12 protein-coding genes are annotated in these 11,496 nt (G+C 42.1%); 9 read left to right on the top strand and 3 right to left on the bottom strand.

The genetic code is table 11. The features are described from left to right. Positions 1 to 405 precede the first annotated feature (405 nt). Positions 406 to 702 (top strand): hypothetical protein, encoded by a 297-nt coding sequence (locus LW728_RS19030; protein WP_002762525.1) that lies wholly within the window; start codon positions 406 to 408, stop codon positions 700 to 702. 86 nt (positions 703 to 788) lie between these two features. Then, a complete protein-coding gene (locus LW728_RS19025) occupies positions 789 to 1,151 on the top strand; it encodes a hypothetical protein (protein WP_002762526.1) in 363 nt (120 codons plus the stop codon). A 10-nt stretch (positions 1,152 to 1,161) separates the two neighbouring features. On the opposite strand, the gene LW728_RS19020 is transcribed toward LW728_RS19025, so the two are convergent. The 3 genes from LW728_RS19020 to LW728_RS19010 form a co-directional block, all read right to left on the bottom strand. Continuing rightward, on the bottom strand, positions 1,162 to 1,377 hold the full coding sequence (locus tag LW728_RS19020; protein WP_071839468.1) for a DUF4164 family protein: 216 nt from the start codon (positions 1,375 to 1,377) through the stop codon (positions 1,162 to 1,164). Positions 1,378 to 1,563: 186 nt separating this feature from the next. Continuing rightward, positions 1,564 to 2,190: a Uma2 family endonuclease gene (locus LW728_RS19015; RefSeq protein ID WP_287767683.1), complete on the bottom strand. Its 627-nt coding sequence runs from the start codon at positions 2,188 to 2,190 to the stop codon at positions 1,564 to 1,566. A 73-nt stretch (positions 2,191 to 2,263) separates the two neighbouring features. Continuing rightward, positions 2,264 to 3,196, bottom strand: a complete 933-nt coding sequence (locus LW728_RS19010) for an ATP-binding protein (RefSeq protein ID WP_287767682.1) — start codon at positions 3,194 to 3,196, stop codon at positions 2,264 to 2,266. 377 nt (positions 3,197 to 3,573) lie between these two features. Here LW728_RS19010 and LW728_RS19005 point away from each other — a divergent pair, with 377 nt between their 5' ends. The 7 genes from LW728_RS19005 to LW728_RS18975 all read left to right on the top strand — a co-directional run bounded on the left by LW728_RS19005 (position 3,574) and on the right by LW728_RS18975 (position 11,395). After that, positions 3,574 to 4,563, top strand: coding sequence for a helix-turn-helix transcriptional regulator (locus LW728_RS19005; RefSeq protein ID WP_502845981.1), 990 nt, complete (start codon positions 3,574 to 3,576; stop codon positions 4,561 to 4,563). A 13-nt stretch (positions 4,564 to 4,576) separates the two neighbouring features. Then, the gene (gene cas6, locus LW728_RS19000; protein ID WP_287671465.1) at positions 4,577 to 5,236 is read left to right on the top strand and encodes a type I-MYXAN CRISPR-associated protein Cas6/Cmx6; all 660 of its coding nucleotides are present in this window, start codon (positions 4,577 to 4,579) and stop codon (positions 5,234 to 5,236) included. Continuing rightward, positions 5,226 to 7,487, top strand: coding sequence for a CRISPR-associated helicase Cas3' (gene cas3, locus LW728_RS18995; protein WP_287767680.1), 2,262 nt, complete (start codon positions 5,226 to 5,228; stop codon positions 7,485 to 7,487). The genes cas6 and cas3 overlap by 11 nt, the downstream gene beginning before the upstream one ends. Continuing rightward, on the top strand, positions 7,484 to 8,980 hold the full coding sequence (gene cas8a1, locus LW728_RS18990; protein WP_287767679.1) for a type I-MYXAN CRISPR-associated Cas8a1/Cmx1: 1,497 nt from the start codon (positions 7,484 to 7,486) through the stop codon (positions 8,978 to 8,980). The genes cas3 and cas8a1 overlap by 4 nt, the downstream gene beginning before the upstream one ends. A 36-nt stretch (positions 8,981 to 9,016) precedes the next feature. Next, complete coding sequence (gene cas7i / locus LW728_RS18985; RefSeq protein ID WP_287767678.1) at positions 9,017 to 9,901, top strand: type I-B CRISPR-associated protein Cas7/Cst2/DevR; 885 nt, start codon at positions 9,017 to 9,019, stop codon at positions 9,899 to 9,901. Beyond that, positions 9,901 to 10,596 (top strand): CRISPR-associated protein Cas5, encoded by a 696-nt coding sequence (gene cas5 / locus LW728_RS18980; RefSeq protein ID WP_287767677.1) that lies wholly within the window; start codon positions 9,901 to 9,903, stop codon positions 10,594 to 10,596. The genes cas7i and cas5 overlap by 1 nt, the downstream gene beginning before the upstream one ends. 394 nt (positions 10,597 to 10,990) lie before the next feature. Continuing rightward, on the top strand, positions 10,991 to 11,395 hold the full coding sequence (locus LW728_RS18975) for a CRISPR-associated protein Cas4 (RefSeq protein ID WP_287767674.1): 405 nt from the start codon (positions 10,991 to 10,993) through the stop codon (positions 11,393 to 11,395). The last annotated feature ends 101 nt before the right edge of the window (positions 11,396 to 11,496 follow it).

Genomic DNA, 11,496 nt, shown 5'->3' with positions numbered 1-11,496 from the left:
GCAGGGGGGACTTAGACAAAATCAGTATAGCACAATAAAAGTTAAGTTAACAAGATATAGTTTAAAAAGCCGTCCTAAAAGGACGGGGCTTTAACCCAAAATTTCGGTAAATTTAATTAAATTATCGAGCGGCAAAGGTTGGTTTTTGGCTGTGATCGGTAATAGGTAAACTGACAACTAATAGCCGATGATAGGCGATCGCTTTTCTGATTGGTAGTCGGTAGCGGTCGCTTTTGGTTTATATCTTTAGTATGTTTCTAGTCTCTTACTAAGTCAACTACCTATTAATTAGTATTTTACAGGTATTTTACTAATCCTCATTAGTTTATCTAATCAGTCTTGTACTTAGTAGGTTACAGGGTTAGACTTAAAAGGTAATGTATTAGTATTAAATCAATTAAAATCATGGCTACTGAGAATAGACCAGTATCCTGTTATCTCCCAAAAGATATAGAAGACAGCCTTACTAAGTATTGCACTCAAAACAATATCACTCGAAAAGATAAGGCCGGGAACATTCAACCGGCAATGGGAACCGCCATAGTAGAGATTCTCGAAACCTTTTTCGGAGATAGCCCTAGCAAGTTGCCCAACTTCGAGGAAAAGATCGACGCGGCGATCGAAGCCAAAATGAACGCGGCGATCGCATCGCTTCGGACTGAATTAGCTCCCCTATATGCGATCGCCCAGAGAGAAGATTAGAGCGGTCTCGCGTAGCGAGCGCTTTGCGTTCACCTAATGCACGCCCGTCAGTCATATTTGAAACAGATTAGCTAGGAGATTACCTCATGACAGCAGTTACCGAAAATGATCTAAAAAGGCTAGAAGATTTAATCGTTAGTAGTATGAGGGTGATCGAGTCCCGATTAACTAGCCTAGAAAATGGACAATCAGAAATCAAGTCAGATATAAAGTCCCTGAATGGAAAGACAGAAAATATCGACAAGCGACTCACCTCGATCGAAGCCCGTCTAGAAGCATGGAAACCCTCGATCGACAAAACGGCCGATCTTGCCGAAAAAGTAGGAGAACTGAAAAACTGGAAGCAGATCGGGGTAGTGGTAATCACCGCTTTTATCAGTTCGATCCTTAGCGGCATTACCGGCGGGGTGATCGGTTGGCTGATCCGTTCAGCGAAATTCAACCCCTAACACCTAAAACCTAACACCTAACCCTTTTATCCATGCCCTCGACTTTCTCAGCCAGCTTGGCTTGTCCTATCTCTAGCTTGGTTAGCCGGTCATCTATTTTGTCAAACCCCTCATCTACCTTGTCAAATCTCTCATCTATCCTTTTTTCAAGAGAATCGATTTTTTGGCTAACTTCCTTAATGCTGTCTTTGATTTCCCGGAGAACAGCTTCTAGGGAATACTGTATAAATTATAGACTTTAATCTATTGTCCTGTATATAAAAAAACTGTTTAATCAGGTCACTGTTTATAAGAATCCTTTAAATATTATGTATCACGACTACACATCTAATTTTCTGCTTATCAATTGGTTTAACACAAAGCCTAAAAGTGGCAGGCTTTAAACCCAATTTTTCGATAAATCTCTGGCTTTTTATCCACCAGCCCTTAACACTTGTTCAGCCGTTAATTTCAGCCCCGGGAAAATGGTGGAAGTTATAGTCTGATTGCCTCGAAACTGCTGAATTTCATATTCTCCATCCACTAGCGTACAGATGGATAGAGTGGGCTGTTTGGGCTTACCAATATGTCGAGTCCCGCCCAATCCCGCATAATCGGCAATCCAATATTCAGGAATGCCTAAAACGGCGTAATCTTCAACTTTGCGGGCATAATCGTTTTGCCAGTTGCTACTGACAACTTCCGCCACAAATTTAATCGAACTCCCCGGCGTCAGAATCGACTGGTTAGACCAAAGTAGTTCTTTGCTAAGTTCATCTCGATCCACAACCGCAACGTCAGGTCGAAATGCCGTCATACTAAGGTGGGAAGGACGCAATAATCCCCGTTGAAGAACAAACCAGGGTAAATTTGTTTTATCGATCTGGACACAGACCTTTGTGGTAATGAAAGCTGCGACTTCCTCATGCAAACCCGTCGGTTCCAAATCGAACACCTCTCCATCGATTAGTTCGTAGCGATTATCGCCACAGTAACGAGCGAGAAACTCGTCAAAGCTGAGTTGCTTTTGTTCTATTGGTTGGTCGATCGCAATGGTCATAGGTCATCATGCTCAACTCTTTCAGTTTAGCGGAACTATATGTGACAGACCAAACTACTAAGGGAGGATGAAGTCAGCGTCCCAAACGGTTAGACTGTCCGGGTAAGGAATAAATCATCAACCTGACCATTCCCACCGCTACGGTCAGTATCCCGCCGATCAGATAAAGACTGGTGTTATTAAAACCGAGTCCCAAGAATCTGAGAATCATAAAACCCATGAGAACGGCAATTAGTAGGGGAGTACCGTCGATCCACTGGGTATGGTCATAATTATTACCCTCCAATCCTAAATATTCTTCCTTGACCACCCGTTTCGCTAACATGGGATTACCGATCGCCCGTTGTTGCCAATCGGCCAGTTTACCCGGTGTCACCCGCAATCCCAAATCGTTTGCTTCCCCTTCCATGATTTCGCGGATCGCCCTTTCTGGTAAAGCTTCCAATTCGATGCGGGGAAGCTTCAAAAAAATATCTCTGGCCGGGGGATAAGTGGCTAATAATAATATCGGCTGTCCCTGTAAATGCAGTTTTTCCAGCCAACAACGCAGGGAAACGGGGAACCTGTGGCCATTGTCCATGACCAGAAAAGCGACGTTATTTTGCAACCATTCGGCGATGGTTTCCTGTAACTGTTGTGCCGTCATCGGTTTGCCCTCTAGCGTCTCCGTATCTACCCCCAAATCCCCGGCGATTTCTAGAAGCATCTGTTTGACCGTGCCGATGGCAGGGGCAGCCACAGGAAACCCCCGCCCCCACAAGTCCTCGATCACCCGCTCCGCTAAAAAGGTCTTCCCCGCTCCGTCTTCCCCCACCACCAACAAACTGGCATTGGCTAGTAGGGCGGCCACCACCCGCTCTTTTTCTGCTCCCCTATAGCAGGAGATTGAAACGGAACCATCAACGGAACGGATCGACAAAGACTGACGCTCACCGTCCGCTCCAACCCCGTAGGTATAGACCCGCTCCTCCCCATTAGCCAATCTCCTTCTGTGTCGCTCGATCATCGTTCCGATTCCCAGTTCCCTTTCTTAACTATAGTTCCCCCCAATCTTTACTAGGGGATAACTCTGTACTACTTTACTTCTGGTGAGAGAAAGTGAAGTATTGACCGCTATTCGTGGCATTCTAGAAATAGACGGTAAACCTTGACAATTGCATTGATAATAATCGATGGTTTTGCTGGATTTACTCTATCTATCTCCTAAAGGTAGAGGATTTGCAGTTAGCTTGCAGAGATGCCGAGAGCCATGACCACCTAACCCACCGGTGTTCTTAAAAATTTTCTCAATGAAAATGCTGAATTTAAAATGGGGGAAGCTTTTTTGCTGGGGTCATTGTTTACGATCAGATTGTCCAGTATTTGAGGAGTCAGTAAATGTCGATGTCACGCCGTCTTGAGCGCCTATTGACTATTGACCAATTGCTGCGTTCGGGTAAGCGAATTACCCAAGGAATTTTAACGGAGCATCTCGAAGTCAAGGAAAGAACCGTCAGAAATGACCTGCATTTTTTGAGGGATAGGTATTCTGCACCTTTAGAGTACGACCAATCGGGCAAAAGATGGTACTATACCGACCCTAATTGGCGTTTACCCAGTATTTCCTTAAGTCAAGGAGAATTATTCGCTCTGACACTGGGGGCAAAAATGTTAGAGTCCTATGCCGGAAGTGCTTATGAAAAAGAATTGCGATCTTCGATCGAGCGTTTATCGGAGCGATTACCGGAGCAAACTTGGGTTAATTTGCAAAGGTTAGCCGATGAGCGCATTATTTTTCGTCCTGGTGCTGAAATGCTCAATCTTAATCCCGAAATATGGCAGCAGTTACTAGATGCCTTCAATACTTCCCGACGGATTTGGATTCGCTATTATGCGGCGACTCGCAATGAGGAATCAGATCGGGTGGTAGATCCCTATTTTTTGGACATTTATCGCGGTAGCAATCCGTATTTAATCGGTTTTTGCCATAAACGACAGGCGATAAGGGATTTTCGTATCGATCGAATTAAGAATCTCAGGATACTTGATGAGACGTTTGAGAAAGATTCTAGTTTTAATGCTAAAGCTTATCTGGAAAAACGATTTCAAAACGAAGGAGGGGATAAATTATTTTCGGTCACAATCTGGTTTAATCCTTCCTCTGCTCCCTTTATCAAAGAAAGACGCTGGCATACTTCTCAAAAGTTAGTCGAACATCCCGATGGCTCATTAACCTTACATTTAGTCGTAGAGGGATTAAATGATCTTAAACGATGGGTTTTGGGTTATGGCAAGGGAGCAATTGTCAAAGAACCACAAGAATTAGTTCAATTGATTAAGAGGGAAGTTGAGGAAATGAGTCAACATTACAAACTTTCGACAACCGAAAGCTAAGAAGGAGCAAAATATGAATTTTCTGGAAATTCAATTTTCTTTAAGAGGACAAACTCTGCCCGCCGATCATGGTTTTTCTCTATATTCTGCGATTAAAAATCTGTGTTATAAACAACAGCCAACTTTATTAAATGATAATAATTTGTCATCGGATGTTTTGCTCTCCAGTATTTCTGGGGTTTCTAATAAAAGTGGTATGATTTATCTAAATAAATATTCTCGTTTTCGGTTAAGATGTCCCGCCGAAGATGCGACCCAATGGTATCGCTTTCTTCAAAATCAGGTTTTAGATATTAGAGGTCACTTAATCCGATTGGTTCAACCTCGTTTAACTCTACCTGAAATTAGTAGTCTTCTCAAAGCAAGGTTAGTTATCTTCCATTTACAACAATGGAATACTCAGGAAGCTCCCCTATATTTTCTTGAATCTTGTCAAAAAGCTCTTGATCAAGAAAATATTCATGGAAAAGCCTTTATTAACAGTAATTCTCAGGGAGACTTAGCTTTAAGAAGTATCCGAATTAAAGATAAAAATGTCTTAGGATACGGAGTATTTATTGAGGGCTTAAGTAACGAAGATTCTCTTAAACTTCAAGGACATGGATTAGGGGGACGCAAGCATTTTGGGTGTGGGTGGTTCTATCCAGTCAAGGAGGATAATTATGCAGAATAAATTATGCCCTAATATTTTATTAGCAAAGTCTTTCGATTCAGGTCATTGGAAAGGCTCTTACGGACTGGTGGGACATACAGCAGATGTGGTCAATGCTGTTACAGTTTTACTGGAAAATATCGGTCAAGGAATCATAAATCAATTTGATTTGAAATGTAGCTGGGAAGGTTTTCGTGCCACAGCTAGATTGTCAGCTTATTTGCATGATTGGGGTAAAGCCAATGACCATTTTCAAATGATGGTTAGAGGTAAGCGAGATATTAGGGAAAATCCGCAGTTAATCCGTCATGAGTTAGCCTCAATGCTCCTAGCTTGGGAATATCGAGAATGGTTACAGCAGTGTCCTAATGCTGATTTTCTTACGGCACTTGTGGCGGCAGGAGGACATCATTTAAAACTAGGTTGGGATTCTAGAAAACAGTCTCCTAATGATGAACTTGGCGAAATTCGTAATGGATCGGGAAGCGATCGCTTATATCTTTATACTGAACCGCAATATTTTCGGGGAATGCTCAAGCATGGAGTCAAAGCATTAGGCTTACCCAAGCAATTAAAGCTATCGGTCAAACCTTCTAGGGAATGGACTGTGAACGAGATTAAGTCTAAACGTCAATTATTGCTAGAAGATTTTATCGACTGGCAAGTGACAGACTCTAGCTTTGTATCGGTCGTCAAAGCACTAATTATTGCGGCAGACACGGTAGGTTCAGCTTTACCAAATACTGACTTGAAAATTAGTGATTGGATTGAGAAACAAGTATCAGTAAAACTTACAGAATCAGAGGTTGAGCAAGTTGTTAATCAAAGACTCAATGGTCAAGAAATGCGACCATTTCAAGTTGCATTAGGTGAATCGCAATTGCGAGTAACTTTAGCTAGGGCTGGATGTGGTACAGGCAAAACTCTTGGAGCTTATAATTGGGCAAAACGTTACGCAGTAAATCGCAAATTGTTTTTCTGTTATCCGACTACTGGCACAAGTACCGAAGGTTTTATCGATTACGTACATGATCGAGTAGATTCAGTTTTACTGCATTCCCGTTCTGATGTGGATTTAGCGCATTTAATGTTAACAGGAGATGATGATGATATATCGACAAAACTAGAATCTTTTAAGACATGGGGGACAAAAGTCAGTGTTTGCACTGTGGATACGGTTTTAGGTCTATTGCAATGTAATCGCCGTCCAATGTATTGCTTTCCTGCGATCGCTCAAGCTGCTTTTGTATTTGACGAGGTGCATTGTTACGATAATCGTCTTTTTGGTGGGTTATTGCGATTCTTGGAAGTTGTCAAAGCTCCAGTTTTACTAATGTCCGCTTCATTTTTACCTTGGCAGCTAGAGGCAATTCAGAAAGCAGTCGGCAAGTCCATGGAAATTATTGAAGGGGCAAAAGAGTTAGAGTTATTGCCTCGCTATCGTTTTCATTTATCGGACAATCCTGATTGGGAACGTGTTACACAAGAATTAGAGAAAACCTATGCTTTGCCCAATGGTGAACATATTTGTGGCAAAGTTCTGTGGGTCTGCAATCAGGTGAGTACAGCGATTACTGTGTATAAAGATGTTAAACAAAGGGGACTGAATGCCGTTTTATATCACAGTCGCTATCGCTATCAAGATCGGGTAGATCATCATCGGGCAGTGATTGCGGCATTTAAGGGAAACAAGCCTGTCATTGCGATCGCTACCCAAGTTGCGGAAATGTCTTTGGATTTATCTGCAACTTTACTTGTCTCACAAATTGCTAATCCGGCCGGGTTAATTCAGCGCTTGGGTAGACTCAATCGCCGCTATATCGGTCAATCACTAGATGCTATTTTTTACCCCGATCCCAAAGTGCGTTTTCCCTATAGTCAAGAGGATTTAGATAGCGGTAGAACAATGCTTGAGACATTTACCGATGAAGTTTCTCAGGCAGCTTTAGCAGAATGGCTAGAGCGATCGCCACAGCAGGGTAAGCCTGACAAAGAGACGGTTTTATTTAATGAAATCAAAAAATGGCAAGCCTATCCTGCACCATGTCGTGAAGCAGGTCACACAGTTACGGCATTACTAGAGCAGGACAAACAAATTGTGGATAAATTGCCCGCCAAAGTTTTACCTAAATACACCATCCCATTACTATCTACTAAAAAAGTACAGAAATGGGAAAGACACAGGAAAGGCTACCCCATAGCTCCCAGTCGTGAGTGGGCATATTCTACGGAATTGGGAGCTTATTTAATCAAAGGAGGTGATGAGAATTGAGTAAGTTCGAGTTGTCTATTTTTGACCCCAATACCCTCTTACCTCATCGTGCAGGTATCGCAGGGCTTGCTCTAGTATTATCCACTCTTGAAATAGATGATGCTCCTATCTCTTGGGAAATATCCGAAGACACAGTTACTTTGAACTGGGATTGCGATGATAAGGAAGCACTAGATTGGCTAATTAAGAGTGCTTACCAAATTGACTCAGGGATGTTAAATGTACCTGCACTTAATTTGAGTGGGCAAGGGAAATATACTTTTAGTCAAGGAGTAACATCTACTTTTTTACAGCACTCTAAACAGAGAACTTTAGATAAGACACCAAGACTCATTCCCTTTAAGGTAGATGAAAATCAGCCAGAAATTATCATAAGTCATCGGAGTCTGATTGATTGTTACTATCTAAGGGACTTTAAAGGCGTTTTCAATAGTAAAAATAAGTTTAGTTCATCAATTGCCATTAAAGGACACCATTTACCTGGTCTGGTTGAGTGTTATATTAACGGTGAGTATGAAGAATCACCTAGCGGTTTTATTGCTTTACTTTTTTTGCCGATCGCCTGTAACTACTACCTTCTGCAAAATCGGCGCTATGCTCTAGTAATCCCCGAAGTAAAAGATTTAAAGTCTTGGATTAATCGTCGTCGTCAACTTAGTAATCGTAGTTACCGTGACTTTCGTTCACCAAGTGCGGGTGAAGCTGGTTTAAGACTTTTACTAGAAGAAGCTTTAGCAGACAGCTTACAACTGCAAAAAGTCGAATATTGCGAGGTCTATCAACTTGGTAAACAACCTTGGGATGGCAACCAATCTGGACTAAAACAGGCAGTTTACCGTGTTCGAGCATCCCATCAAGTTTTATCTGTTTACCAAAGTGCGATCTCGCTATTCCCCAGCAAGGTCAAAGTAACTGATAAAGGTGTTTCTTGGTTAGACATATCAAAAATATTGCCTTGGATTGCCGAAAATTTGGTCAATGGGAAAACTTGGTACACCAAGTTTTATGAGTTTCGTAAATCCCATCATGACAAGATCAAATATCAAAGAAAAGGACTAATAGCTATGACATCACATCTTCAACCCCACGAACAAATACTATTTGATTCCGTACAAGGAGCATTTAGTGTTTATTTAGTTGGACAAAGCAAACAAGCAAATAAACAAGGTCGCCCTCTTGACTATTTTCAAGTTACAGACAAGGTGATTCACCGGTTACAGCGCCCTAGCACCCAACAGGAATTTGCAACTGCTCTTGTGGATTTCTTGAGCCAATTTCGTAGCAAAGCGGCTAGGGGATTAGGTCGAGAAATCTATGCTTGGATTCATGGTGAAGAATGGCGCAAAGCCCGTGACTTGACCATGCTGGCAATAGCTACTTACCAAAGCAAGAAAAAAGATGGGGATGCTAATTCTGAAGAGGAGCTAGTAGAGATTCCAGATTCTGATTCTGTCGTTGAAGCAGATGATGAAGGCTACGAAGAAAGTTTGTAAATAGTTTCTGATTATTCAAAACAAAGGAGTTCGATCATGTCTAAGCATTTATTTATTACTGTCGTTACCCCCACTGCAATCGCCGCTAATAATCGTGGCGAAGGTGACGGCAGCACCCTTTCAACCTTGCAAAAAATAACCTGCGGCAACGATCAGCATACAACTGTAAGTGCTGAGGCGATTCGCTGGGGCTTGCGTGAGTATTTGCAAAATACTTGTGAAGCAGAAGTGAACCGCACTTTTGACGCAGATGAGGATAAATATCATCTTAAGGGAGAGAAGGACAAGAAGGGGGCAACTTATAATCCTGTGGCGTTTATCGATGATGATCTCTTTGGTTATATGGATGCCAAGAAAGGTTCGGAAAATGAAGATGCAACCAAAAAACGGCGAGGAGTTCTAGAAGTGAGTCGTGCAATTAGTCTCGATCCCTATTGGGGTGATATTGCTTTTGGTTCAACTGGTGGTCAGAAGGGTAAAACCTCAATTCACAGCACTGAGGTACACCGCACTGCTTATCAATATTCCGTTGCGCTGACACCCGAAAGCCTGAAAAAGATTGAGCGTGCCGATATTGTTTTAGATGCGATCGCAGCTATTCGTCATGTGGGGGGCAATCATTCCCGCTTCCTCTACGAGTTTCGTCCCGAGTCTGTTGTGATTCGCCTAACCGATGATCCTAGTCCTTGGATTATGAATTGCTTTAAGCGTGTAGGAGAATCCGTTGGCTGTCCAAAACTTGTGCGCTTGGTTGAGGTTAAAGACATTGATATCAATGAGCTAATCGTGGCGGGTGAAATTGCCGATACTCCCTATGGTGAGCAGTTACAAAATTTGGGTGTGACGGTGCTTCGTGGTGTCAAAGAGGCGATCGCTGAGTCTAAAAAGCGTTTAGCTGAGTTAAAGGGGGTAAAAGCCTAATGGATGATTTGCTCTATCTAGAGTGTCCTTGCACCAGTTTTCCCCGTAGCTTTGCAAGAGATTTTAAGGAAAGTTATCTCTATCCGCCACCATCAACACTCTACGGATTTTTGCTCTCGTTAGTGGGTGAGGAGGATATATCGGCTCATCTGGGGGTGAGGTTGGCAATTGGTATTCTTGGCAATGATTCACCGATTTCTCGAATTGTGCGTAAGCAGCGTAGCCACAAGTTTGTGGTGGGTGGTGAAGTCAAGAAACGGGTAGAGAAGTATGGCGAAGGGGTATATCCAACTAGCCAATTTTCTAAGCCCAATTTTCAAGAGTTGCTAACGGATGTGCGTATTGCTCTCAAAATTGACTCTAGCAATGAGATGGCAAGTATCAAGTTATCAGAACGGGTAGCTATCGCTTTATCTTCACCTAGTCAAATATTGCGCTTTGGTGGTTTAAGTTTGGGTGAATCTTGGGCAATGATTAATGGCATTCGTAACTATCGAGAAACCGATGGTGCTATTCGTTGGCTAGTCAAGGATAATCGAGGTTTGATCAGTTTGCCTATTTGGATTGACAGGAATACGAGTCAAGGGACTTTTCAAAGGTTCTCATTGGGAGAATATAGCGATCAGTGTCTGGTTGACATCATTGCACCCATTTTAACTACAACGAAAGCAAAAAAAAGATCAAAAGACAAATAAAGCTATATTCTTCTTTTTTATGGCGGTTTTCAGTCTAATAATGTATAGTAACTCACTTCTGTGAAAACCGCTATGATGTCACCATTAATTGGATAATATCGTAATGGCTATCAAACATAAAAGCTCTTCTGGTTTCTATGTGGAAATAAACAAAGTATCTGTTTCCAATAGTGAAACTAGCTGGTTACTTAAAAATAGTATCATTTATGAAATGGATATTATTACTCCCATTGATAAAATATGGTATATCGAGCGGTGATTATTCTCCATACCCATGTTTGGATTGTAGCTGACAAAATTTCCTGATCTTTTTTCTTTTAAAGGCGGAAATTTTTTTGCCGTAGTCACTGGTTAAATTGATAGCAAAGCAAGCAAGTTTACACTAAAACATATCATGCAAGCGATCGACTTTAATCCAGAATCACCCCAACCTGTCCAAGATACTCTCCGCGTCTGCGCTCTACACGCTTTTGCCTACTGTCCCCGTCTATTTTATCTCGAAGAAGTGGAAGAACTCTACACCCAAGACGCGGCAGTATTTGCTGGAAGACGGTTACACGATGAAATCGAACGGAAAGAAGGAGAAGAATGGCAAGACCTCTATCTTGAAGACGAAAACCTCGGATTAAGGGGTAGAATTGACGTTTTACGTCAGCGAGACGGTCAAACTATCCCTTATGAACACAAACGCGGACGCTGTCATCGAGATGAAAATAATCAGCCGCAAGCTTGGGAAAGTGATAAACTGCAAATTCTCGCCTACTCTTGTCTTCTAGAAGTAGCCTTAAATAGTTACTAATTCTGTACGCAAATATTGCATCTAGAATTAGCTTTGTACGCTTTGACCCGTACTGGGTTAACTACGAACCTCTCTATCGGATTCCCGCTAAAGGCGGCCTC

Source organism: Microcystis sp. 49638_E5 (assembly GCF_021300285.1).
GTDB lineage: Bacteria > Cyanobacteriota > Cyanobacteriia > Cyanobacteriales > Microcystaceae > Microcystis > Microcystis aeruginosa_C.
Note: the sequence above shows the minus strand (reverse complement) of the source record. Positions and strands in the feature narration are given on the sequence as shown.

Bases quoted from the DNA above. Each gene is read 5' to 3' on its own strand.
- LW728_RS19015 (WP_287767683.1), bottom strand. From the start codon at position 2,190: ATGACCATTGCGATCGACCAACCAATAGAACAAAAGCAACTCAGCTTT.
- LW728_RS19025 (WP_002762526.1), top strand. From the start codon at position 789: ATGACAGCAGTTACCGAAAATGATCTAAAAAGGCTAGAAGATTTAATC.
- cas3 (WP_287767680.1), top strand. From the start codon at position 5,226: ATGCAGAATAAATTATGCCCTAATATTTTATTAGCAAAGTCTTTCGAT.
- LW728_RS19005 (WP_502845981.1), top strand. From the start codon at position 3,574: ATGTCACGCCGTCTTGAGCGCCTATTGACTATTGACCAATTGCTGCGT.
- LW728_RS18975 (WP_287767674.1), top strand. From the start codon at position 10,991: ATGCAAGCGATCGACTTTAATCCAGAATCACCCCAACCTGTCCAAGAT.
- LW728_RS19030 (WP_002762525.1), top strand. From the start codon at position 406: ATGGCTACTGAGAATAGACCAGTATCCTGTTATCTCCCAAAAGATATA.
- cas6 (WP_287671465.1), top strand. From the start codon at position 4,577: ATGAATTTTCTGGAAATTCAATTTTCTTTAAGAGGACAAACTCTGCCC.
- cas5 (WP_287767677.1), top strand. From the start codon at position 9,901: ATGGATGATTTGCTCTATCTAGAGTGTCCTTGCACCAGTTTTCCCCGT.
- cas7i (WP_287767678.1), top strand. From the start codon at position 9,017: ATGTCTAAGCATTTATTTATTACTGTCGTTACCCCCACTGCAATCGCC.
- LW728_RS19010 (WP_287767682.1), bottom strand. From the start codon at position 3,196: ATGATCGAGCGACACAGAAGGAGATTGGCTAATGGGGAGGAGCGGGTC.